Origin of the sequence: Bartonella rhinolophi, from assembly GCF_036576165.1 — a bacterium.
In the GTDB taxonomy this organism is placed as follows: domain Bacteria; phylum Pseudomonadota; class Alphaproteobacteria; order Rhizobiales; family Rhizobiaceae; genus Bartonella.
The window spans coordinates 246,433-272,794 of the sequence record NZ_JBAFWY010000001.1 but is presented as its reverse complement, the minus strand read 5'-3'; the positions used below and the strand labels follow the sequence as shown (position 1 = coordinate 272,794).

General features: G+C 38.1%; 15 protein-coding genes. 3 read left to right on the top strand and 12 right to left on the bottom strand.

Going from position 1 to position 26,362, the window contains the following annotated elements:
* Positions 1–24: 24 nt before the first annotated feature.
* The 9 genes from ahcY to gyrB form a co-directional block, all read right to left on the bottom strand.
* Entirely contained in the window at positions 25–1,422 is a 1,398-nt protein-coding gene (gene ahcY, locus V5N67_RS01055) for an adenosylhomocysteinase (protein WP_332059917.1), read from the bottom strand.
* A gap of 516 nt (positions 1,423–1,938) precedes the next feature.
* The gene (locus tag V5N67_RS01050) at positions 1,939–2,937 is read right to left on the bottom strand and encodes a complex I NDUFA9 subunit family protein (protein WP_332059915.1); all 999 of its coding nucleotides are present in this window, start codon (positions 2,935–2,937) and stop codon (positions 1,939–1,941) included.
* Positions 2,938–2,980: 43 nt separating this feature from the next.
* On the bottom strand, positions 2,981–4,300 hold the full coding sequence (locus V5N67_RS01045) for a bifunctional folylpolyglutamate synthase/dihydrofolate synthase (protein WP_332059914.1): 1,320 nt from the start codon (positions 4,298–4,300) through the stop codon (positions 2,981–2,983).
* Positions 4,301–4,303: 3 nt separating this feature from the next.
* A complete protein-coding gene (gene accD, locus V5N67_RS01040; RefSeq protein ID WP_332059913.1) occupies positions 4,304–5,224 on the bottom strand; it encodes an acetyl-CoA carboxylase, carboxyltransferase subunit beta in 921 nt (306 codons plus the stop codon).
* 488 nt (positions 5,225–5,712) lie between these two features.
* A complete protein-coding gene (locus V5N67_RS01035; protein ID WP_332059912.1) occupies positions 5,713–6,432 on the bottom strand; it encodes a sulfate transporter family protein in 720 nt (239 codons plus the stop codon).
* Positions 6,433–7,036: 604 nt separating this feature from the next.
* On the bottom strand, positions 7,037–8,443 hold the full coding sequence (coaBC, locus tag V5N67_RS01030; RefSeq protein WP_332059911.1) for a bifunctional phosphopantothenoylcysteine decarboxylase/phosphopantothenate--cysteine ligase CoaBC: 1,407 nt from the start codon (positions 8,441–8,443) through the stop codon (positions 7,037–7,039).
* Between the two features lie 69 nt (positions 8,444–8,512).
* Positions 8,513–10,099, bottom strand: a complete 1,587-nt coding sequence (ubiB, locus tag V5N67_RS01025) for a 2-polyprenylphenol 6-hydroxylase (protein ID WP_332059910.1) — start codon at positions 10,097–10,099, stop codon at positions 8,513–8,515.
* 2 nt (positions 10,100–10,101) lie between these two features.
* Positions 10,102–10,884 (bottom strand): bifunctional demethylmenaquinone methyltransferase/2-methoxy-6-polyprenyl-1,4-benzoquinol methylase UbiE, encoded by a 783-nt coding sequence (gene ubiE / locus V5N67_RS01020; RefSeq protein WP_332059909.1) that lies wholly within the window; start codon positions 10,882–10,884, stop codon positions 10,102–10,104.
* A gap of 118 nt (positions 10,885–11,002) precedes the next feature.
* On the bottom strand, positions 11,003–13,435 hold the full coding sequence (gene gyrB / locus V5N67_RS01015; protein WP_332059907.1) for a DNA topoisomerase (ATP-hydrolyzing) subunit B: 2,433 nt from the start codon (positions 13,433–13,435) through the stop codon (positions 11,003–11,005).
* A gap of 850 nt (positions 13,436–14,285) precedes the next feature.
* Between gyrB and V5N67_RS01010 the strand changes: the two genes are divergently transcribed.
* The gene (locus V5N67_RS01010) at positions 14,286–15,149 is read left to right on the top strand and encodes an ABC transporter substrate-binding protein (RefSeq protein WP_332059906.1); all 864 of its coding nucleotides are present in this window, start codon (positions 14,286–14,288) and stop codon (positions 15,147–15,149) included.
* A 14-nt stretch (positions 15,150–15,163) separates the two neighbouring features.
* Here the strand turns inward: V5N67_RS01010 and V5N67_RS01005 are convergent, their stop codons facing one another.
* Positions 15,164–16,696, bottom strand: a complete 1,533-nt coding sequence (locus V5N67_RS01005) for a YifB family Mg chelatase-like AAA ATPase (protein WP_332059905.1) — start codon at positions 16,694–16,696, stop codon at positions 15,164–15,166.
* A gap of 403 nt (positions 16,697–17,099) precedes the next feature.
* Between V5N67_RS01005 and V5N67_RS01000 the strand changes: the two genes are divergently transcribed.
* Complete coding sequence (locus V5N67_RS01000; protein WP_332059903.1) at positions 17,100–19,064, top strand: autotransporter assembly complex protein TamA; 1,965 nt, start codon at positions 17,100–17,102, stop codon at positions 19,062–19,064.
* Positions 19,064–23,740, top strand: a complete 4,677-nt coding sequence (locus V5N67_RS00995) for a translocation/assembly module TamB domain-containing protein (protein WP_332059901.1) — start codon at positions 19,064–19,066, stop codon at positions 23,738–23,740. Before V5N67_RS01000 ends, V5N67_RS00995 begins: the two co-directional genes overlap by 1 nt.
* Before the next feature lie 27 nt (positions 23,741–23,767).
* Here the strand turns inward: V5N67_RS00995 and V5N67_RS00990 are convergent, their stop codons facing one another.
* Both V5N67_RS00990 and infC read right to left on the bottom strand, forming a co-directional pair.
* The gene (locus V5N67_RS00990; RefSeq protein WP_332059900.1) at positions 23,768–25,534 is read right to left on the bottom strand and encodes an ABC transporter ATP-binding protein; all 1,767 of its coding nucleotides are present in this window, start codon (positions 25,532–25,534) and stop codon (positions 23,768–23,770) included.
* A 234-nt stretch (positions 25,535–25,768) separates the two neighbouring features.
* Complete coding sequence (gene infC / locus V5N67_RS00985) at positions 25,769–26,287, bottom strand: translation initiation factor IF-3 (RefSeq protein WP_332059898.1); 519 nt, start codon at positions 26,285–26,287, stop codon at positions 25,769–25,771.
* Positions 26,288–26,362: the final 75 nt, after the last annotated feature.

The window sequence follows — 26,362 nt, the reverse complement described above, 5'->3', positions numbered from 1 at the left end:
TTTCTTTTCGCTTAGGGAAACGTTTTAGTAACGGTAATGATTTGGTTTATAGGGTCCTTGTGGTGTGACTCCAATATAGGCAGCTTGTTCTTCCGATAAAACACTTAATTTTACTCCTAAACGATCAAGATGAAGACGTGCAACTTTTTCATCAAGATGTTTGGGTAAAACAGTCACTTCATTTTTGTAGTTATCTGCATGAGTGAAAAGCTCAATTTGCGCTAAAACTTGATTAGTAAATGAAGCAGACATAACAAAAGAGGGATGACCTGTAGCATTACCGAGATTTAGTAAACGTCCCTCGGATAACAAAATTACACGTTTCCCATCGGGAAAGGTAATCATATCTACTTGCGGTTTAATATTTGTCCATGGCAGATTTCTAAGAGCTGACACTTGGATTTCATTATCAAAATGACCAATATTTCCAAGAATACACATATCTTTCACTTGCTGCATATGATCTAAGCGGACAACATCTTTATTGCCGGTTGTCGTTATGATAATATCAGCGCTAGAAGCTGCATCATCCAAAGTAACCACTTCGTAGCCATCCATAGCTGCTTGAAGGGCACAAATTGGGTCGATTTCTGTTACTTTAACACGAGCTCCAGCACCTGAAAGGGATGCTGCTGAGCCTTTACCCACATCACCATAACCACAGACAATAGCTGTTTTTCCAGCTATCATCACATCTGTTCCGCGTCGGATACCGTCTATTAATGATTCTCTACAACCATATTTATTATCAAATTTTGATTTAGTAACGCTATCATTGACATTAATGGCAGGAAAAGGCAGAAATCCTTCCTTTTGTAATTGATAAAGACGATTTACTCCTGTCGTAGTTTCTTCGCTTATGCCTTTAATTGCTGCGCACTGGCGTGTAAAAAATCCTGGTGTAGCATCCATACGCTTTTGAATTTGTTTGAAAAAAAATCCTTCTTCTTCTGTTTTGGGATGAGACAGAATATCTTTATTCTCTTCTGCACGACATCCTGTTAAAATATAGTTTGTAGCATCAGCTCCATCATCCAAGATAAGGTTGGAAGGATTGCCATCAGGCCATTGGAAAATTGCGTCTATATAAGTCCAATATTCTTCAAGTGTTTCGCCCTTGAATGCGAAAACAGCGGTACCTGTCGCTGCAATAGCTGCTGCTGCATGATCTTGTGTAGAAAAAATATTGCTAGAACTCCATCGCACGTCAGCACCAATTGCTTTCAAAGTTTCAATCAAAACAGCTGTTTGAATGGTCATATGCAACGAGCCAGAAATGCGTGCTCCACGTAGAGGTTGATGGGGAGAAAATTCTTTACGGCAAGCCATCAAACCAGGCATTTCCGTTTCAGCGATATCAAGTTCTTTACGACCATAGGCAGCAAGCGCGATATCTTTTACAACATAATCTTGAGCTGCCATTTTTCATTCCTTTAAAATCAATTTTTTTTAAGACGGTAGGAGAAATTGAAAAAAAATGCAAGCGGATAGAAAGACTTATTTATGTGAAATTTATGTACAAAATTTTTTTAAATCTCTACGAAATTTATGTGATTTATATATTAAATAATAATGCTATGGGCAGTACAGAAAGGAATCCATGAAAATTTATTGAGTAAATAAGTTTATCAATTTTCGTTTCTCAATAAAAGAGGAAATGTTTGGTGAAAAACGTAACAAATTTGCTAGGACATTGCAGAAATATTGTTTTGTTCAAAAATAGTCAATGAGCGTGTAACCACACTGCTGGAAGATGCTTAAATTATTTAATTTTGAAGGAGGGCAGTATGGCAAGGAAAATTGTTATGAGATCATGCTTTTTGGAAAAAGAATGAAATATATAATTTTCGTCAATATAGCTATTCTTTCTTTGGTAAAGCATGAACTAATTCAGTTACAAAAACACGCGCTGGATTGAAGGAGAATAAGAAATATGCACTATGCTGGTAAATTTTTGGAGAATTGACCCTGTGGACGGAACCGCCAAAGATAATTCGGTAAGATAGCAGCCATTGCTTTGGGGATAATTCCTACTCCTTCTAAAGTATATCCGTGCTTTATAGCTTCTTGAGAGACAATGTTATCCACTTGCAGGAAGCGTATTTGATTGTTTGTGACTAGTGTTGGTATGAGAGGAAGTTTCCCAATAGTTCCCAAGAAACTCCCAAGAAAGAGTCCAACAGAAAGAGGCATGGAAAGAGTTGTTTTTTTGCGGTGAATGATTTTCAATATATTTTTAAGGACATTTGAAAATGTGATAATCTGGGGACCACCAAGATCATAGCTTTTTCCAAAAATGACATGCTCTTCTAAAGCGCGCACAACAAATTCGGCAATATCACCAACATAGACGGGCTGCAATTTACTTTGTCCACCTCCAAAAAGAGGCATAATTGGTAAAAAACATGAAAAATTTGCTAAGGTGTTAAAGAAACAATCTTCTGGTCCAAAGATAACTGATGGACGCATAATGACTGCTTGGGGATGCGTGCTATGAACGATTTGCTCACACAAATATTTGACGTGCGCATAAAGAAATGAAGCGTTTTGATTGGCTACAAGTGTTGACATATAGATGAGTGGAATATCAGCTTGAGCTGTTAATTCGGCAACATTTTGTGTACCATCAATTTGTGTATTTTTAAAGTTTGATTGATTTGCTTGTGTTAAGCTACCAGGAAGAAATACTGCTCCATCTGCCCCAAGCAATGCACGTGCAACAGAGGCGCGGTGCTTGATATCAGTCTGGAGCATTTGGGTTTGTCCCACTTCTCCTACTTGTAGCATATAATAAGCTTTTTGCGGACAACGGACAGCGATACGAACACGGTAACCTCGTTTGGTTAAAGTTTCAACAATATGCCGTCCTACAAAACCAGAACCGCCGAAAACGGTAATAAGCTTAGGATATTGATAAAGTTTACAATCAAGTTGCATAATAAAAAGATCTGTCTTCTAAAGCTCTATAAATAACTAATTTTTAGCATGGTGGTGTTTTATTGTCACGTAAAATATCGCCTGCAAGATAAAGAGAGCCACCGATAAGAACAGTCGCTTTTGGATGCTCTGAGTTAATTGTACGTAAAGCATTTTGTAGGCTAGCTTGCGGGCTAGCAAGAAGTCCTGCTTTCTGGGCTGATTTAGCTAAAGTTGTTGAACAAATACTTGCGTCGTTGTCGATCAGCGAGATCGCGTATACTTTATCTACAATATTAGCTAGAGGACGAAAATAACCAACAGCATCTTTCGTATTGAGCATGCCAACGACCATAATAATAGGGCGGTTTGACTTTTTTTTCCATTGGGCAAGCTCTGCTGCAACAACTTTTCCAGCAGCAGAATTATGACCACCATCTAACCATAAATCAATATCAGGGGATAGTTGATCAACCAAATGTCCATGGGTAAGATGTTGCATTCGTGCTGGCCAATAAATATTTTGCAGAGCATGACTTATTGCTTGTTCTGAAAGTCGAAAGCCTGCTTGATAAATTGCTTCAAGAGAAGCTCCAGCATTGGCAATTTGGTGCGCTCCAATAAGGTTAGGAAGTGGAAGATCCATTAAACCTTGACTATTTTGAAATACCATACGTCCATGCTCTGTATAACTTTGATAATCTTGACCAAATAAGGAGTAAGGTGCTTTATTTGTATCAGCAAGGGCAGTTAAAGTGGAAACAGTTTCATTATGATCTTGTTTACCAATAACCACTGGAACTTCTGGTTTTATAATGCCTCCTTTTTGGAAAGCAATTTGTGCGATTGTGTTTCCAAGAAAGATCTCATGATCATAATCAATGGGCATGATAAGGGATACTGCTGGTTTTGGAATGACATTTGTAGAATCAAAACGTCCTCCTAACCCAACTTCTAGAATCACAACATCGGCTGGGTGTGTGTTAAACAGCGTAAAGGCGGCTGCTGTGAAAATTTCAAAAACAGTAATCGGCTCTTGACGATTCGCTTTGATAACTTGATGAAGTGTTTCAGCTAATCGGCTTTCTGTGACAAGCTGACCACTTCCTGTTTGACTTAATCGACAGCGCTCATTCCAGTTGACCAGATGAGGTGAGCTGTATACATGAACGCGGTAGCCTGCACTTTCCAAAAGAGCACGACAAATAGCTGAAGCAGATCCTTTGCCATTTGTCCCAGCAATATGAATAATAGGTGCAAGCTTTAAATGCGGATTACCAAGACTCTCTAAAAGGCGAAGAATACGCTCTAAAGAAAGATCAAATTTCTTAGGATAACTTTTCAGTACATCATTTACCATCCTTTGCACTTGGCTTTGTTCCATAGTTTAAGCAGCTTCTGTTTTAGAAAATGATACCTGAGAACTTGTTGAAGATGGATTGGAAGGATTAACAGTAGCAGGACATTTCATCATTAGCCGTAAAAGCCGTGCAATGGTAGTTTTCATTTCTAAACGCGACACAACCATATCAATCATACCATGTTTGAGAAGGTATTCACTACTTTGAAAACCCTCTGGTAAGGTTTCGCGTATGGTTTGCTGAATTACACGCGGTCCTGCAAAACCAATCATAGCACCAGGTTCGGCAATGTGAATATCACCAAGCATGGCGTAAGAAGCAGTAACACCACCTGTAGTTGGGTTTGTAAGAACGACAATATAGGGAAGTTTTGCTTCTTTCATCATTTCAATTGCTACGGTTGTACGGGGCATTTGCATCAATGATAGTGTTCCTTCTTGCATACGTGCTCCACCAGAAGCGGAAAAAAGAACCAAAGGACATTTGTCGGCAATGGCAGTATCAAAAGCTTTGACGATAGCTTCTCCCGAAGCCATACCGAGTGACCCTCCCATAAAAGCGAAGTCTTGAACGGTTGCGATAATCGGTAAGCCTTCAATGGTACCTCGTGCACTTAAGATATTATCATCAACACCAAGTTTGGAACGATAATCTTTTAATCGGTCAATGTAGCGTTTTTCATCGCGAAATTTTAGAGGATCTGTTACAACCTTTGGATTTTCAAGAGGTGTATAAACTCCATCATCAAAAAAATGCATGAGACGATTTTTAGCGCTGATGCGCATGTGATGTCCCGAAGAGGGAATCACATATTGATTAGCTTCTAAATCTTTATGGAATACCATTTCACCGCTGGTGGGGTCTTTGATCCACAGATTGTCTGGAATTTCACGGCGTCTCAGTATAGAGTTGATTTTAGGACGAACATAACTTGTAATCCAGTTCATCTTTGTAACCTCTCTTTAAATGTTATACAATTTTCGTACAATTTGAGAAAATATAAAACCAAATGCTTGTTTTTTTGGCTAATTAAACGGGTCTATTTAATAGTTTTATCATTGTATGTACAGCTCTCACCCCATTATCCTTTAATTTTTTATTTTTCCAATGTCACAACAATAATTTCGAATAAGAGTATTACTGCAATTTTGTCAATGATTTTAATAATTTACATTTTTTGCTTTTTGATTATGAGATAAAATTTTACTCTTTGTGCTTATAAAAAACTCTTCATTTATTTTTATGGAAAATCAACATTGAGTAAATCATTAACGTAAACAGTATGCGCCTGAAGCAAAATCCCTCCCCCTACCTTAAGCATACATAAATTAAAGCTACAATGGTTCAAAAAACAATGGATACAACCTACGTTATGTTAGCGAAATGCCAGCATCAGAGCAAGGATTTTTTGATTTTTAAGTGGATGATGAGTGTACTATTTTTTTGTAATGCATGTGATAGCTTTGGGAGCAAGCATTTTGTATAAGTGTGTCATAAAGGCAGCTGCGAAAAGCGGCGTTGTTAAATTAAGAATAGGAATTGAAAGAAAAAACGCTATCAATAATCCTGCGCCAAAAACCTTAGTAGAGTGAGCATTTAAAAAAGTATGAGCTTCTTGTTTGGATCGAAAACGATAGACAACAAGCAGGAAGTATTCGCGGCCGAGCAAGTAGCCATTAATACTATAAAAAGCAATTAAATTGATACCTGGCACGAAAAACAAAATAAAAGCGATTCCATTTCCGATAAGGCTTAAAGCCATAAATTTTAAAGAGAAAATGAGTGAGCGTCCAAATGGTATAGCGTATCCAAGAGGTTCGTGAGGGTAAGCTTCCTTTTCAATAATTTCAGCAGCAGAATCAATGAAAAAACCGCCAATTATAGCTGTAATGGGAGCAATCAAAAAAGCTATGAATAAAGCAAAACTAAAATGGAAAATGATAAGTATGCTAAATCCTAACCATCCTGTCCAATTTGATAATTTGGGAAAAAAATAAGCAATCCAAAATCCAAAATAAGATATAAAAAGTTGGTGTAGGCATAGCCATATGATGACGAGAATAATGAAAGTAAGTCCCAGTACTTTTATCATCATAGTTCGATATTGTGGAGTGAAAAGATGCTGTAAAGCGTGATAGGCAGCAATGAAAATCATAAATAAGAAAAAAGAAAGAAAACAAGGGATGAGCTAGAAAATATATTATATATATTTATTTTTTGAATAATAAAGTTAGATCTCAATTATTTTGATTAAAAAGAGATAATGGTATTATTTTTTGCGAATAAGATGGATTTTTTATTTTTATGTATCATGAAATTTAGAGTAATTTTTTTTTGTGAAATTGATGAAATGGGTAAGATGAGTTGTCAACAGGAGAAATCATTGAGATTAGTGAGTTAAAATTATGCTGGGTTAATAGGAGCTTCAATCTTTAATTAAAGCGGAGAAGTTTTTAAGAAGCTTCTGCTTTAGCAACGATTTTAAATATTCTTGCGTAGAATGTATTTTATTTGTTTTTTATATGTAAAAAAGATTTAAGTAAAAGCTGTTTAGCAGAAAAATATTATTTCAATTTGTTTAGTTAAGTGGGGTGTAGCTGTTGTTGATACGGGAAGTGGTTATATTTGCAGTGTTTGTATAGCTATATACAGTTAATGCTTTGAGGAGAGTATATTTTAGGTTTTCTTTGTGTGATTATTAGCATTGGGTTCGATTGTTTGATGGATGCAGATACTTTTGCGTATTGAGTAAAATAGATTTATTGCTCATTTGAATGGGTAGAAGTATGAGAGTAGAAAAACGATATAATGACATCTGCTAATTTTTGAGCAACTTGTTGTTTACTCATGTATGGCCATTGTTCGATATTTTCTTTGCTAACGAGACAAACTTGATTTGTATCGGCACCCATAACGCTTGTACCATCAGCATGAAGAGAAATATCATTGGCAAGGATAAAGTTAGCGCCTTTTTCAATACATTTTTTTTGCGCATTGGCAATGATGTCACAGGTTTCAGCAGCAAAACCAACCACGAGTGGAGGACGATTTGGGGCATGTCCAATCGTTGCTAAGATGTCAGGATTTTCTACTATGTGCAAGGATGGTGATGTTTTGTTGACACTTTTTTTAATCTTCTGCAAAGATTGTGTTTTGCTGCGCCAGTCGCAAACAGCAGCAGCAAAAATAGCTCCATCGGCAGGCAATGCTTCTTGAACGGCTTGTAGCATTTGATACGCTGTTTCAACATGAATGGTTTTTACGCCTTGTGGATCAGCAAGATTCACTGGTCCACAAATAAGTGTTACGTTAGCACCTAAATGCGCGAGAGCTGTTGCAATGGCGTGACCTTGTTTTCCTGAAGAGCGATTAGCAAGATAGCGCACAGGATCAATTGGTTCATGGGTGGGACCAGAAGTTACAATGAAATGACGACCAAAAAGTGTTTTTTCTTGTACATTCAAAAGAGTTTCTGCTGCAGCTACAATAGTTAAAGGTTCACTCATGCGTCCACAACCTGCTTCATCGCGCTCAGCCATTTTGCCGATTTCTGGTCCGACTATGTGTGCACCATCTGTGCGCAGTTGTGCGACATTGCGAACAGTTGCTGGATGTGCCCACATAGCTGGATTCATAGCTGGTGCAATCAAAAGTGGACAGCGTGCTGCTAAAAGTACACAATTGGCTAGATCATCTCCTATACCATGAGCTATTTTTGCAATACGATTTGCTGTGGCTGGTGCTATAATAATCAAATCAGCATTATGTGCTAGCCGAATATGACCAATATCATGTTCTTCTTCACGTGAAAATAAATCATTATACACAGTATTACCGCTCAGAGCCTCAGCTGCTAAAGGGGTAATGAATTTTTGCGCTGCTTTTGTCATAATAATATTTAAGTGTGCTCCACGCTCTTGCAAACGGCGAATTAGATCAAGTGATTTATAGGCTGCAATACTACCACCAATAACAAGAAGGATAGATTTCGATCGCAATGATTGCGCCTCAATAGCACTTGCTTGAGATGAGCATATGGCTGGAGCTACAGGATTGCTTAGAAGGCGACGGGCTTCTTCTTCCATAGAAACACCATTTTTTGCAGCGCGTATTCGCAAAGATTCCTTAGCTTCAGGTAATAGGTTACGTATGGTAATATTGGCCATAAAATATATCCAAAAAACGAAGTGATTGCAATGATATCATTATAGATGTTTTTTAGCGTATTGGATAGATTAGAAAGGATAAAAAAATAAACAAGTCGATATAATACAGCAAAGTGCGATGATAAATAGGCTATAACGGCTATAACGATTGGCACGACTTTGTTCGACAGCAAGTTGTTTGAGGGTGGTGGGAGAAAGATTAAATCCTCCTTCTATCATTTGGTTAAAGTCTTCTTCTATACGTTGAAAGTTTTGTATCATTTGCGGTGTTTTACGTGCTAACGAAAGGAGTGCTTGCGCTCCTTCACTAAAATCTTTTGCAAGTCCTACAGGTCCTAGATTTTTACTAATCCATTCTTTCACAACCGGTTCAGAAGCTTTCCACATATTAAAATTTGGGTCCAATGTGCGTGCAACACCTTCCACGACAACCATAGTTTTTTGTAATAATAAAAGTTCAGGACGCGTTTGCATATCAAATAACTCGGTGACTTCAAACAAGAGTGTGAGTAACTTAGCCATAGAAATACTTTGTGCGGATTGTCCGTGAATCGGTTCACCAATGGCGCGATTGGCTTGAGCAAAGCTCTCAATATTGTGGTGCGAAGGTACGTATCCTGCTTCAAAATGAGCGCGTGCTACTCTATGGTAATCACGGGTAATAAAACCGTAAAGAATTTCGGCGAGGAAATGCTTTTCTTTTTTACCAAGTCGTCCTGTAATTCCTAAATCGACAGCAACAATACAGCCATTTGGATCCACGAATAAATTACCAGGATGCATATCGGCATGAAAAAAACCATCACGCAACGTATGACGAAGGAAAGATTGAACAAGTGTAATTGCGAGTATTTGCAAATCAAAGCCAGCTTTTTGAAGTGCAGAGATTTCAGATATTCTTATACCATCGATCCATTCCATTGTGAGAACATTGCGGCCTGTTCGCTCCCAATCAATTTTTGGCACTCGAAATCCTGTATCATTTTGAATATTTTCAGCCATTTCTGATATAGCAGCTGCCTCTAACCGTAAATCCATTTCAAGACGTGTAGTTTGTGCTAAAGTGTCAACGACACAAACAGGACGAAGACGTCGAGAGGCAGGGACATAGCGCTCTTGGAGGTGAGCAATGAGGTAGAAGCTTTTAAGATCTTTAGCAAAACGATTTCTGATATTGGGACGAATGACTTTAACAGCGCATTTTTTTTTATGACCTGCTCCATCATAGTATTCAGCGGGATGAACTTGAGCAATAGAAGCGGCGGCAATAGGAGGATAGAAATTTACGAATAAATCATCGATAGAACGACCAAGTGAACTTTCAATTTGGGCAATAGCAGCAGTGCAGGAAAATGTCTGAACACGATCTTGTAGCTGTACCAAGTCCTTCACGATATCACGTCCGACAATATCGGGTCTTGTAGCAAGGAATTGACCAAGTTTTATGTAAGAGGGGCCAAGCTTATTGATGGCATCTGAAATATTTTCAGATCGTCGCTTCTTTTTCGTTTTGCGCCGCGCTAACATTCTTGCTATACGATGACAAAATGCTGAAAATCCTCGAAGATCGTCACTGGGAAGAGCGCTCAAAACACCTTCACGTGCTAAAACCCATCCCGCACGCATCACTTGAAAGTAAGTAGAAATTTGCACCATTTTCAAATCTTCCAGCCTGAATGCAGTGCTGCAATTGCACCTGTGAGATTACGGTACGATACCCGTGAAAAACCTGCATTATTGATCATATGGGCAAAATCATCTTGTTTGGGAAATTTACGAATAGATTCAACCAAATAACGATAAGCATCACCATCATTTGCAATAAGTTGGCCAAGTTTGGGAATGACATTGAAAGACCAAAGGTCATAAATTTTGTCAAGCAAAGGCATCTCAACATTTGAAAATTCTAAACATAAAAAACGTCCACCTGGTTTTAAAACACGAAAAGCTTCTCTGAGGGCTTGGTCAATATGAGGTACATTGCGAATTCCAAAGGCGATTGTGTAAGCATCGAAACTTTGATCTTCAAAAGGCAAATATTCTGCATTAGCTTCTACAAAGTCCATCAAGGGAGCTAGACCATTTTTTTGTGCGCGTTCTTTACCGATGCTGAGCATTGATCCATTAATATCAAGTACTGTAACATGGGCTTGTCGGCGTGAAGCATTAAGAATACGAAAGGCAATGTCACCAGTGCCACCAGCTACATCAAGCGCCTTCCAATTGGAAAGTGCTGAGGGAGAAAGCCATGCAACCATGAAATTTTTCCACGCACGATGTAACCCAAGCGATAAGATATCATTCATCTTGTCATAATTTTCAGCAACAGAGTGAAACACATCGTCTACCATGGACTGTTTTTGTGCTTCATCAATTTTCGTAAAGCCAAAAGAATGTTCCATACCACCTTTGACTCCTACGCGCTCTGTTTCAGCTGTCATATGCGTGACCTTTCTTATTTTTCTTTTATCGTAAATGAAATATAGAAGACATGCTCAAATACGAATAAAGCAACTATAAAACCGTGACATTTATACAGCCAAAAACAAAAGAGTACCTTTAGATGTCAAGATTAGCAACGCTTAAGGCATTGTCTTGAATAAAAGCCCGTCGAGGTTCAACTTCATCACCCATTAAACGGGAAAAGAGTGAATCTGCATCGGTTGCATCATTAATTTTAACTTGTAAAAGAGCGCGCGCATCAGGATTAAGAGTTGTTTCCCAAAGCTGTTCAGCATTCATTTCCCCAAGGCCTTTATAACGTTGTAGAGTGATGCCTTTTTTACCATTTGTAAAAATGCTTTCTAGTAAGCTCATAGGTCCAAAAATGCGTTCTGATTTATCTTTGCGATGAAGAAGGGGAGAATGATTATATATTTCTATGAGATTTTTGGAGACATGATCAATTTGACGTGCATCAGCTGAGTTTATAAGTCCTGCATCGAGTGTGATAACATCTTTAACTCCGCGTAAAATGCGTTCGAAAGATAAACTCCCATCTGATGTATATTGACCTGTCCAACCACGTTCCATATCATCGGCAATTAAATCAAGACGATGTGCCACATCATTAGCTGTTTTTTGAGCTTTTTCAGGTGTGGCAAAAGCTTCAAGATTAAAAGCGCCAACAATTGCTGCTTGTTCAACAATATTGCGATTATAACGGGTATGAAGACCATTTAAAAGTTGGCGTAATACACGGGCATCTTCAGCGAGTTGACGTAAATCAGCACCTGCACAAACTTCTCCTGTCGATAATTCTAATGTTGTTTCTTCTAGCCCAGTATCCATCAAAAATTCTTCGAATGCTGTTTCATTTTTGATATATTGAAAAGACTTTCCGCGTGTTACTTTGTAGAGGGGTGGTTGGGCAATATAAAGATGTCCACGCTCAATCAATTCAGGCATTTGCCTAAAAAAGAAAGTAAGCAGAAGAGTACGGATGTGCGCACCATCAACATCTGCATCGGTCATAATGATGATTTTATGATAACGTAATTTATCTGGCGAAAATTCATCCTTACCAATAGAAGTTCCAAGAGCAGTGATAAGCGTTCCAATCATATCCGATGAGAGCATTCGATCAAAACGTGCTCGTTCAACATTAAGAATTTTGCCACGTAAAGGCAAAATTGCTTGGTTTTGACGTGAGCGTCCACTTTTTGCTGAGCCACCAGCCGAATCTCCTTCAACGATAAAAATTTCTGATTTTGCTGGATCACGTTCCTGACAATCAGAGAGTTTGCCTGGAAGAGACGTGATGTCAAGGGCTCCTTTGCGTCGTGTGAGTTCACGTGCTTTGCGCGCTGCTTCGCGCGCTGCTGCAGCTTCTATCACTTTCGTTGTAAGAATTTTTGCTTCACTAGGATGTTCTTCTAGCCACGCGGAGAGACCTTCATTCACCAAATTTTCAACAATAGGTCGTACTTCAGAGGAAACCAGTTTATCTTTTGTTTGTGAAGAAAATTTAGGATCGGGAACTTTAACTGAAAGAATAGCTGTGAGTCCTTCACGGCAATCATCACCAGTGAGATTTACTTTTTCTTTTTTTGCAATACCTGAAGATTCGGCGTAGCCATTAATTTGGCGTGTAAGAGCGCTGCGAAAACCTACCAAATGAGTTCCACCATCACGCTGAGGGATATTATTAGTAAAGCACAACACTTTTTCGTGATAGGAATCGTTCCACCATAGAGCAACATCAACGCTCATTCCATCCTTTTCATTTGTAATGTAAATAGGGTGATCGAGTAGCGCTTTTTTTGATTGGTCAATATATTTGACAAATTCAATCAAGCCACCCTCATAGTGCAATTCAACTGACTGAACATCAGCATGACGTTGATCAACAAGAAGAATATGCACACCAGAGTTCAAAAATGCCAATTCCCGTAGACGACGCTCTAAAGTTTCAAAGTCAAATTTAACCATAGTGAAAGTTTCAGAACTTGGTAAAAATCTGATTTCTGTTCCGCTTTCCGCATCGCAATCACCGATAATTTTTAGTGGAGAATCGGCAACACCATGCGTGAATGATATTTCATGGATTTTACCATTGCGTTTGATTCGCAGCTGCAACCAAACTGACAGTGCGTTAACAACAGAAACTCCAACACCGTGTAGTCCTCCTGAAACTTTATAAGAGTTTTGATCAAATTTTCCGCCAGCATGAAGTTGGGTCATGATAACCTCAGCTGCTGAAACACCTTCTGTTGGATGAATATCGGTAGGGATGCCACGTCCATTATCGCGGACGGAACAGGAGCCATCAGCATGAAGTGTAACGTTTACAAGAGTGGCATGACCCGCTAAGGCTTCATCAATAGCATTGTCTACAACTTCGTAAACCATGTGATGCAGGCCTGAGCCATCATCTGTGTCGCCGATATACATGCCAGGGCGTTTACGTACGGCATCGAGACCTTTGAGAACTTTAATGGAAGCGGCATCATAGTCATTATCGTAAATCGGTGAAGTTACTTCATCACTCATAAGTTAATCCATTTCTGTGTTCAATTTGCGATATTTCATTAGCTTTTTTTAAAGCTTAATGTTTTGGCCAGTTATTTATGGAATAACCACATTACACATTTACCGTATATCAGATTCATATTCAACATCTGTCAGTACATAATAGATAGAATGCTTTTTGCACACATAAATGATGTTGTGCTGTGTTATATTACGTTTTTAATATAGAAAAACACTTAAAATGGGTTTGATGAAATTTCCTCTTATGATTAAGGTTTGAGGGGAAAAGGGTAGTTATTTGAGCATTACAATGATGCGAAGAGTAAGATGTTATTGTTTTTTTGATGATTGATAAAAGTATGTGGAAAGTTAATGAAGCCAATTTTTGTGCTTTTATGAACACTTTAGTTTTATCCGATATACAATGATCGATTTGAAAAAATATACTGTTTGTTTTTGCTTAGCTCTTGCATAATCCTACAAATTGGTAATGTATTTTTACGTCATTTGTTGTTGGCACATGAAAGGGTTTGATGAAGTTGTATAATAATGCTTGAAGTGTGTATAGCTTGTACACTCCAGCAAAATCAGAAGATGTTTTTTTAGAGTAAAATTTTATGTTTGTGCTAAAAATTTTTTTTCTTCCAAACAGTTTTTTTGCGTTTTTTGGAAAGGTTTATGCACAAATTCTGATAACACCAATGTATTTTGAAAATATATGAACATTGTTAAATTTTTAACAACTTTAAAGAACAACGATACATGTTAATTTCTTAACGTGGCAGACATTTGAGTAAAGTGCATTAAATACAGTGGAGTGGGAAAAATGACATTTTAGTTATAAAAAATCGAGGGAAAAAAGATTTTGGTAATGAGTAAATCTATAGACGTATTAAGTGCTTTTATTGGAATTTTATTTATAGCATGGGGGATTTTCTTTTCGTCCTTCGCATCAGCAGAAACGGTTGGAAAGTTACCCTCTTTTTTTGGTGCGCATGAGCGTTTTGTGCAACCTGATACAACAGATATAATTCGTTTGCGTTTTGTAACAACTTTTGATTTTCCCCCTTTTAATTTTCTTGATAAAACAGGACATCTTACAGGTTATAATATCGATTTGTTACGCGCTATTTGCTCAAAATTAAATCTTGAAAAATTTTGTGAGGTAGAAGTTATTCCTTGGGAAGAGCTAGTGGATCATGTCAAAAATGGTGACGCAGAAGTGGTTATCGCTGGCTTAAAAGAAACAATCAAAACACAGCAAGATCTTGTGTTTACTCGGACTTATTTGCGTTTTCCTGCTCGGTTTGTTGCTTCTCAATTTGTGAATCTGGATGAGCCAATAAGCGAAAAACTTATACATTTAAACAGCGGATTTTTACTCAAGAGTGCGCACGAAAAGTTATTTCATAGTTATTTTCCTGAAGCCAAATGGCAGGGGTTTAAGAATAGGGAAGAGCTTTACAAAGCGCTACAAGATCATACAATTGATCTTATTTTTGATGATGGGTTTGCTTTGTCTTTATGGTTAAATGATCCAAAATCATCTGATTGCTGTCATTTTGTTGGGGGGGTGTATATGGCTCCACAGTTATTAGGAAAAGGAATGCGCATTGCTGTTGCAAAAAAGAATGCAAAATTGGTTCATATGTTCAATTATGCTCTGAAATCTTTAGAAGATGATGGCAAACTTGCAGAACTTTATCTGCGCTACTTTCCAGTCAGTTTTTATTGATGAATGCTTTAATCCTAGGTAAGTGCTGTTAGCCTTTCATTTCCCAGCCGATAGGAAATCGCTTCGGCAAGATGATGGCGTGAAAGGTGATCTGCTTCTTCAAGATCGGCAATAGTACGCGCGACTTTAAGAATGCGATGATAAGCACGTGCAGAAAGATGCATCTTTTCACTTACGTCCCGTAAGAGTGTGGCAGCATTTTTATCAGGAATAGCAATTTGTTCAATGATTTTAGCAGGGCAATCGCCATTGGTGCGAATATGGTCAAGACCCAATGCGGTAAAACGTTTAATTTGAATGGCACGACACTGTGCGACGCGTTTTGCAACATCGCAACTTTTTTCTGATTGTTCTGGTTGCATAAGATCCATAGCTGTTAAAGCTGGAACATCAATCCGTAAATCAATGCGATCAAGGAGAGGACCAGAAATGCGGGACTGATAGTCGATTTGACAGCGCATTCCTTTAGCACAAACATGACCTTTTTCACCTGCCATACCACATCGACAAGGGTTCATTGCAGCAATGAGTTGGATACGGGCAGGATAGCTTATGTGATGATTAGCGCGGGCAATAACACATTCTCCGCTTTCTAGGGGTTGACGAAGAGAATCAAGAACCTGTGGAGAAAATTCAGGCAATTCATCAAGAAATAAAACGCCGTTATGTGCAAGTGAAACTTCTCCTGGTCGTCCTTTAAGACCACCACCGATCATTGCTGCCATGGAAGCAGAATGATGCGGAGCACGAAAGGGACAGTGGAGTGAAATATTATTATGTACTGTTTCTCCCGTGATAGAAGCAATCAGAGAAACATCTAAAAGTTCACGGCTATCAAGAGGCGGCAAAATGGAAGGTAAACGTTGTGCTAACATAGATTTGCCTGCACCAGGAGGACCTACAAATAAAAGATTATGCCGCCCAGCTGCGCAAACTTCTAATGCACGTTTGGCAGTTTTTTGTCCTTTAATTTCAGAAAGATCTGGAAGATCAGTTTGGATTTTATATTCGCGTGGTTGCGGGCGTTGTTGAATTTGGGTTCCTCTAAAATGATTAACCATAGTAAGAAGAGTTTCAGGCGCGAGAATATTCGTCTCTGCATTTGCCCACGCTGCTTCAGATCCGCATTGAGATGGACAAATAAGTCCTTTATCGAGTGATAAAGCTGTTATTGCAGCTGGTAAAACACCATTGACTGCTGCAATAGATCCATCCAGTGATAATTCACCTAAAATGATGTAGTCTTGCGCTACTTCAGGAGGCAGAAGTCCCATAGTAATCATTAAGCCCACTGCAATTGGCAAATCATAATGCGATCCCTCTTTAGGTAAATCAGCTGGCGCAAGATTAACGGTAATCCGCTTATTTGGCATAGAAAGCCCACAGGCATGAATTGCTGCTTGCACACGTTCACGGCTCTCTGCGATCGCTTTATCGGCTAATCCAACAATAGCCATTCCTATTTTTCCAGAGGAAATCATAACCTGAACGTCGACTGGTACCGCTTCTAGACCGCGAAAAGCAACAGTTGTAACATGCGCGATCATCAGCTTATTTTCCCCCCTTTGATTGTAAAGAGACAATCATATCTGTACATAAAAATCAAGAAGCGTTTATATAGCTTTTGAGGTGAAGAGACCTATATACCTATGTAGATTTTTGCAATGCCACCAAAAATGGTGATTTGCGTAAATTTAACTATGATAACATGATAATGTGCGGCTAAACAAAATATTTATAATGAGCTAAAAGAATATGCTAAGGAAAAAGGGTTATTTGTGTCACACAGGAGCTTAGGGTTTTGTAAATAGAAAAAGAAATGTTTAAGTAAAGAATGTCGTTTGATATCATCAAATGCGTGGAATATTCTGAGCAGGTGTATTTATATTTCTTGTTTTGTATTATTGATAAATAAAGCAGTGTAAAAAGTGTACTAAGGTATCTGATTTGATGATATATCAGGCAAGAATTTTCTTAAAATCAGGAACCATGCGTAGTATATTTATAGGTCTATGCTTTGTCTTTGCTTTTTCGCAGTCGCTTGCAGCATTTGAGCTTTTCGGCATTCCTCTTTTTGGTCAAAGGAAGGCAAGTGTCTCTCCAGATAGCGTCAACAGTACAGAGAAAATTTATAAAATTGAGGTTGTTGCACCACAAGGTGCGCCACCAGAAGGTGTTAAAATAGTTAAGGCTGTATCTTCTCTTTTTGCTGATCAAAGTAAAGCATTATCTAGTTCTTCTGGTCTATTGGCTAAAGCCCGTTCGGATTATCGTGCAATTCTTTCTGCTCTTTATGCTGATGGACGTTATGGTGGTGTTATTAGTATTAAGATTAATGGTTTAGAAGTTGCTGATTTGAGTCCTGTAACTCAATTGCCAGCAAAATCTAACATTGTTATTATGGTTGATGCTGGTCCACAATACATCTTTAGTGCTGCGCACATCAATAAAGTTGCTCCATTCACGAAATATAAAACCAATAAAATGCCTTCAATTGAAGAGTTAGGTTATAAAGTTGGGGCTGTGGCACACTCTGACGTCATTCTTAAAGCAGAAAGGTGGGCGATTGAGGGATGGCGTCGACAAGGTTATGCTAAAGCTAAGATTATTAATCGTGAGATAGTTGCTGATCATGCTGCACGTCTTATTGATGCACAGATTACAGTTGATCTTGGACAAGAAGCATATTATGGACCTTTAAGAATACATAATGTAAGTAAAAAGCCACGTATAGATTCAGCTTATATTGCATGGATGGCAGGGTTGAAGCTAGGTCAGAAATATGATTCTGATGAACTTGCTAAGACGAATGAGCGACTTACACGACTTGGTGTTTTTCGTGCTATGAATATACATGAAGCTGATGCGATTAACCCTGATGGTAGTTTGCCACTTATGCTTGTTCTGGAAGAACGTAAACTACGACGTTTCGGTGTTGGTGGAAGTTATTCAACATTAGATGGTGCAGGTTTTGATACTTACTGGATGCATAACAATCTTTTTGGCCATGCAGAAAGCCTTAAAATCGAGACAAAGATAAGCGGTGTTGGCAGTAATAAGAAGCAATCATATAATCTTAAAAATTTTGATTATCTTTTCGGAGGTACATTTATAAAGCCTGGTGTGCTCACCCCTGATACAGATTTTAGAGCAGAGCTAAAAGTGCAGCAATGTGTCTTAGACAATTACACCACAAAAGCTATTAGTGGAAAATGGGGTGTTACACATATCTTTAGTGGCGATCTATCGGGGCAGATTGCTTTAGAAGTTTCTCGTGGTTATTCAGACGATATCTATTTTGGAAGTCGTAATTTCATGACAATTGGGTTACCAAGTGGTTTAATTTACGATAGTCGTGATAATAAGTTTGATGCGACAAAAGGTTTATATGGTGAAGCACTTCTTGAACCTTTTTACGAAATGCGTTTTGGCAATTTTGTGGCAAAAATGACTGTGGAAGGTCGTTCTTATTGGGTATTGGATGAAAAAGAACGTTTTATTTTTGCAACGCGGGCAAAGTTTGGTACAATTATTGGGAGTGTTACAGAACAAGTACCTTCGGATACACTCTTCTTTGCTGGTGGAGGTGGATCTGTTCGTGGTTACGCCTATCGTAATATTGGCATTAAAACCGAAAATAATGCTATTATTGGCGGGCGGGCACTTGTCGAGGGTTCAGCAGAATTACGTTTTTCTTTAAATGATAAGATAGGGTTTGTCAGTTTTATTGATGGAGGTCTCATAGGGGAGAAAGCACGATTTGATTTTTCTAAAAACATTAAATGGGGCGCTGGTATTGGAGGTCGCTACATGACAGGTCTTGGTCCTTTACGTGTTGACTTAGCTTTTCCCCTTCAGCGAGAGAAAGGTGATCCTCGCATTGGTTTTTATGTGGGAATAGGACAAGCGTTTTAATGAAAAAAATAGTGCGTTTATGGATCTTTTTATTTTTGCTTTTTCTTCTTCTGGTGGGTGTTATTTTTTTTGTACAGAAAGATACTTCACATCTGAGCAAAGCGACAGCGTATAGTAGTTCATGGTTCGTCTCTTTTATTGAACATAGACTTTCAACACCTAATCGTCAAATCCGTTTGCATAATATGCAAGGAGCAATATCTTCTCAAATATCAATTGGTGCTATTACTGTCAGCGATAAAAAAGGTGTTTGGCTTAAAATTACCAATGCTAAAATAGATTGGAACCGTTTAGCATTACTGAGGGGGCGTGTGGAGATTAACCAGCTTTTTGCTGAACAAATTACGTTTTTACGCAAATCGCAAGGCTCTTCACTTGTTTCTTCCATTGAAGCGGGAGAATTTTCTTTACCTAAATTGCCTATAGCAGTTTCTATTAATACGCTTATGGCTAAGCATGTAATGTTTGAACAGAACTTTTTTGGTTTTTCTGCTGATGTGTCTTTAAAAGGACATTTAACTTTAACTAAAGATGATCTTGATGCTGATATAATGGCTCACCGTTTAGATGAGCTAGGTTCTTTTTCCGTTTTGGCAAAGATATCTAATAGCAACCGCACAGCCAAAATTGATATTTCTGCTAATGAACCGCAAAACGGTATTGTGGCTAATATTCTTAATATTGAAAAACGCCCTGCATTAAATCTCTCCATTAAAGGTGATGGTACTTTCGATGATTTGGTTGTCAAGCTTTATTTAAAGGCTGATGATGATCTTATTTTGGATGGCAATGTTACTCTTGCAAGTATTTCAGAAGGACACAGTCTTTCTACAAATTTTGTAGGCACACTTGGTCTTTTTATGCCTCCTCAATACCGCAACTTCTTTGAATCTGATGTGATGTTGAAAGCAGATGCGAGAATGACAAGAGAAGGTGTGGTGCATCTTGATCATATGGCTATTCAAGGTAAAGCGATCAATTTTGTTGCCAATGCTGAAATAACAGCAGACAGATTTTTACGCAGGCTTTTTGTTGATGGCAAGCTTACCCTTGATAAGGACAAAGAGTTTTCTCATTTACCAGTGCTAGAAGTACCAAAGCACGAAGATAATTTAGAAGATCCAACGCGTATGGATAATCTTGCTTTAACCATTGATTATGGTCGTAAAGGGCAGCAGTCTTGGAAGGGACAGCTTGTTATACATAATTTGGGTAATGAAAATGTTTATATTCGCGATGCTATTTTTGATATGGGGGGAGTGAGCGAAAATCTTGATAATGTAGCTTCGCGTCATGTCGGTATTCAGGTTAATGGAACGCTTCAAGGGATCACAAAAACTAAAGAGACATTAGCAGAAGGTTTAAGCCAAACGATTCATGTGCATTTAGATACAGATATTGTTTCTAAAAAACCAGTTTTGATTCATGATTTTAGTGTCACAGCTCAGGGTTTTTCTGCTTGGTTAAAAGGAAAAGTAAATCACTTTGTTTTAAAAGGTGACCTTGGTTTAAAGGCACAAACATTAGCACCTTTAAACTTATTGAGTAAGCGACCATTTTCTGGTCGCGCAGATATTAAAGCCAGAGGAACTATTGGTTTAATGAGTGGTGTTTTTGATATTAAGTTATCAGGGATTGCTGACAATATAAAAATAGGTATGAAACCTTTTGATCGTTTATTCAAGGGAAATCTCATTCTTTCAGGTGGTATTGCTCGAAATATGACGGGTTTGGTTTTGCGTCGTTTGGATTTGAGAAATCAATATGCAAATGTAAAGGCTGATGGGCATTTTTCAAGTGAAAGTGCTAAGATGAATTTAACTGCTCAAATATCTGATCTTGCCATATTGGATCCAAGAATGAGCGGCGCATTTACAATCCAAAGTGCTGCGAGAGGACGCAATAACCTTATAACGTTTAGTACGCATGCTCATATTGCTGAAGCATTGTTGATGGGAAAGGAACTTCAGAATACAACATTTGTTATTCATACACATTTGGATAATACATCGCCGATTTCTTCTTCTTTAACAGGCTCTGTAAAAGGCGAGGGAACTTTTGCTCAAAAACCATTGTATGTATCTGCTTCTTTTAAAAATTCTGGTCAGGTTCGAAAGCTTCAGGATATCAATATTATAGGGGGAAGTGCGAAGATAATTGGTGATTTTTCCCAAACATTGGGAGGTTTTATAAAAGGTGCTTTGCATATTGATGCTGATGATATTTCAGTACTTTCTGCATTATTTTTGCAGGAAGGTAGTGGAAAAGTAAAAGGAGATTTTGTTTTTGATGAACAAAATGGCATGCAAAAAGCCAATTTGAAGGCGCATATTGATCATTTGAGTTTTGCAAAGAATAGAGTTCAAAAATTAGCGGTAGAAGCCGACATATTTGATCCTTTTGGTATGATACAGTTTGAAGGTTTGATCAATGCTGAACATATCCAAACACCTTTGGTGATGGTCAATCATTTAAATGCTCATGCTAGTTGTAAGAATGAACAAACGGTTTTTACTGTTCAGGCAATGTTGCATAATAATATAAACACACAGCTTTCTGGTCGTGTGATTACGGTGGGACTTCCAGAAGGCGTAAAACGAGAAGTGCAGGTTGAAGCCATGGATGTAAAACAATCCAATTTCCACGTGACATTGCCTAAACCAGCTACGATTATTTTTGATAAAAATGGGATGGTGGTAAGCGAATTAGGGTTCTCAGTTAATGGAGGCAAAGTTGTGCTTACGGGTAATTTTTATGATACCCTTAATCTGCATCTGACAATGAATGCTTTTCCTGCCGCTTTAGCCAATTTATGGAAACCTGGTCTTGGAGCTGCAGGTATTTTAACAGGACAGGTTATGATTCGTGGTAATTTGAAAAAACCTGATATGACCTATGATATAAAAGGTGAGGGTTTAACAACCGTTGCTCTTAAAGATAAAAAAATAATGCCTTTGGCGCTCTCTGTTACGGGGAAAACGGTAAACCAAATCCTTACTTTAAATGCAGATTTAACAGGTGAGGGAATACAAGCACAAGCACAGGGGAATGTATCTTTAGACAAAAACAAACTTGATATACATGTTAATTTGCAAAATTTATCTGCGCGTTTGGCTGATGGCTTTATTGAAGGGCAAGCGCTTGGCGGAAGAGTGGTAGGCAAGGTTGATATTAGTGGAACAGTGAAGGATCCATCTGCTCGTTTTGAGTTTTCTAGTCAGGACATGACTATTATGACTCCTAAGGGAAGCATGTTGGTAAATATGAATGCACTTGGTTCTTATAAACAATCGACATTTCATATTGAGAATATGATGGCAACAGGAGACAAAGGACTAAATCTTTCCGTAAATGGACCTTTTTCTCTCAATGGCTCAGAGGCTAAGCTGAATATTAAAGGAAGAATGCCTCTTGATTTTGTTGATTTATTGTTAGCGAAGCGTGGTGCGTATGTAACGGGCATCGCAGAAATTGAAACGACTCTAAATGGCACATTATTGCATCCACAGCTAAGTGGACATTTTTCTATAGTTGATGGTAGTTTTTTTGATTCACAAACAAATTTAGGATTAAACAATATAACGCTTATAGGCAAACTAAATGGTGACCATGTTCTTATAGAGAAGGCTTCTGCTTCTTCGAGCGGTGAGGGATCTCTTTCTGCTTCGGGTCGTATCACGAATGATTTACAGGCAGATTTGGTTGTTCATCTCGATCATGCCAATTATAACGATGGTTCTATGATCCTTGCAACGTTGTCAGGCAAGATGACAGTGACGGGTCATTTTCTTGGTGAGCTTGTTATTGGTGGTGATGTTACAGTTGAAAAAGCTGAAATTCTTGTTCCCGATCATTTTCGAAATGCAAAATTTCTTGATATTAAAAATAGGAATTTAACCAAATCGATTCAAAAAACGCTTGAACGTGCTGATGTGAAGAGTTTTAATAAAAATCGCAGTGTTTCTCAAAAATCTTCATCTATTGTGCAATTAAATATGCGTATTACTGCACATAATCAGTTTTTTGTACGTGGGCGAGGTCTAGATACTGAGTTAGGAGGACGCATTAACTTGACGGGTCCAGTATCTGACGTGCATCCAGTTGGTGAATTTCAGATGATTCGTGGACGTTTTGATATTCTTTCACAGCGTCTTGATTTCGATCAGGGACAAGCGAGTTTTAGCGGTAATCTTAATCCCACTGTTTATTTTGTGACAAATAATAATAGTGGCGATATTCGCGTTACTGTAACTGTAAGTGGAACGATTGATAATCTTGATGTTCATTTTTCTTCACAACCTAGTTTGCCACAGGATGAGGTTTTGGCGCGTTTGATTTTTAACCGTTCCCTTAGCGAGTTATCACCATTTCAGATTGCTCAGCTTGCAGCAGCTGCAGCTGATCTTGCAGGAGCTTCTAATACATCTTTGTTGAACACTTTACGGACTAAAATTGGTCTTGATGATCTTGATGTTATCGTTAATGAAAAGGGTAATACAGGTCTACGTATTGGACGCTATATACACAATAACATTTATTTGGGTTTTGAAGCGGAGTCTGATGGAACGACGAAGGGAACAATTAATTTAGACATTTCACGTCACCTTAAAGCTAAAGGCGCTATAGGAAATGAAAAGAATTCGAGTGTTGGTTTATTCTATGAAAAAGACTATTAAGGGGAGAGCTTTTTTAAATTTAATTGCTTAAAATTTTTGCTTTTTAAATTGGATATTATGGAGCTTTTTGTAAAAACCATTTTCTTTTTCCAGCAGTTCTTTTTGGGTTCCTTGTTCAATGAGTTTCCCATTTTTTATGACAACAATTTTATCAGCATGAGCAATTGTTGAAAGGCGGTGGGCAATTATAATTGTCGTGCGCCCTTTGGTGAGGTGGTGAAGAGCTTCACTAACTTGTGCTTCGGTGTGTGAGTCCAACGCGCTTGTTGCTTCATCAAGAATTAAGATTTCGCTATCGTGAAGCATTGCTCTGGCAATGGCAAGTCGTTGTTTTTGCCCACCTGAAAGATTATTACCATTATCACCTATTTGTGTATCATAACCATTTGGCAAATCCATAATAAAGTCATGGGCATTGGCTGTTTTTGCTGCTTTAATGATATCATCGTCACTGGCACCTTCTTTTCCAAGTCCGATATTATATTTGACAGTTCCTTGAAAAAGAAAAGTATCTTGTCCTACATAGGTCATAAGATTTCGAAGGGAGCGAAATGTGATGTATCGAATGTCTTGCCCATTGATTAATATACGTCCCTGTGTGGGATCATAAAGACGCATAATAAGATTGATAAAAGTTGACTTTCCTGAACCTGAAGGTCCCACTAATGCGGTCGTTTTTTTTGGTTCTATTTCTAGATTGATGTTTTTCAGCACCATTTGATCATCCATATATGCGAAAGAAACATTTTCGAAACAAATAGCTCCTTGCGTTTTGTCCAGATCTTTAGCTTCTTCATGCTCTGTAACCGTAAGAGGATGGTCAAGTATTTCATACATCGTGCGGATATTAACTAAACCAGATTCAATTTTTACACGCACATTTGCTAGTCTTTTCGCAGGATCATAAGCGAGAAGTAGCGCGACAATGAAAGACATCAATTCACCTTGGACGCCTGCACGTTGTTTTGCAAGATAACCAGAAAAGCAGATAATCCCTGCAATGGCAATACCAGCCAGTGTTTCCATCATTGGATGTGTAATGGCTTCAAGTGTTGCAATATTGTTTGCTTGTTTTTCAACATCACAAACGGCTTTGTTCATACGCTTTTTCATTAACTCTTCTAATGAAAAAGCCTTTATAACCCGAATGCCAATAGTACTTTCTTGCACAATTTTGATGATTTCACCGAGCGAAAGAAGTTCTTTTTCCATAAGACGGCGAACATGTTTTAAAGTTATTCTCACCCCTAAAAAAGCCAATGGACCTACTATTAAGGTAATAACAATTAATGCAAAATTTTGAATGAACATAACAAGCAATAAACCGCTTACTGAGAGCAAATCACGTACAAAAGTTGTGATAATAGTATCAATGATATTACGGGCTGCTGTGGCATTGTGAGTTACACGGACAAGAAGATCGGATGATGTATTATTTTGATAAAAGGAGACTCCCTGTTCCATAAGGCGTGCATAAATTTTGCGCTGTTGTTCAGCAACGATACTATTTCCAGCTTTGCTTAGAAAATAAGTTTGGGCAAAAGTTGAAATCCCTTTGAGAATAAAAATGAAAGCAATGATGCTAGAAGTCAAAATAACCATATTAAAATTCTGCGCATCAATAATATAATTGACAACGTCACGTATAATCCATGCGCTGGCTGCAGTCATGCAGGAAATGATGATCATTGAAAAAATAGCTGCACCGTACCATCGTGCATGTTTGCGAAAATTTTCTCGTAAAAGACGAATGATAAGATGTCTATCAAAAGAGGAAATTTGTTTTTTGACCATGAAGCGCTTCTATATTTTATCGTTATTTATATAAGAATTTATATAAGAATGGGAGACTCTTTGTTAAAGACATTGAGCCTTTTTGATAAAAAAGTACTCTTTTATGGAGAGGTTGGCTACATGCTAGCCGCTAATTTTAAAAAGCATCACAACAGTAACATGTGATGCTTCTAAAATCACCTTTTCACGCTCACTTTTGATCAGTTACGCGCTATATGTCATCTTAATGAAAAATTATTTAGGCGCTATCACCATCATCATCTGACGGCCTTCAAGTTTTAACTCAGATTCAATTTTTGCGATTCCACTTGTATCTTCTTTAACTCTCTGAAGGAGCTTTAATCCAAGATCCTGGTGCGCCATCTCACGTCCACGAAAACGCAAAGTGATTTTTACTTTATCACCATTATTAATGAAACGATGAACAGCCTTAAGTTTGACCTCATAATCATGAACATCAACATTCGGACGCATCTTAATTTCTTTGACTTCGATGATTTTTTGTTTTTTGCGTGTCTCAGCGGCTTTTTTTTGATTCTGATACTTCAGTTTGCCCAAATCAACGATTTTACATACAGGCGGTTCTGCATTTGGTACAATCTCGACTAAATCAAGTCCAACCTCTGCAGCCATAGCAAGTGCTTCTTGTATCGAAACAATCCCTTGATGCTGTCCCTCATCATTGATAAGTTGAACGCAGGGAACCCGAATATCCTGATTTGAACGTGGCCCATCTTTTTGGGTATGTGTCATTTTAAACGGTCTGCGAATGGTTTACGCTCCTTCATTTAGATTCATCTGTGAGGTAATTTAATATATAATTATGTA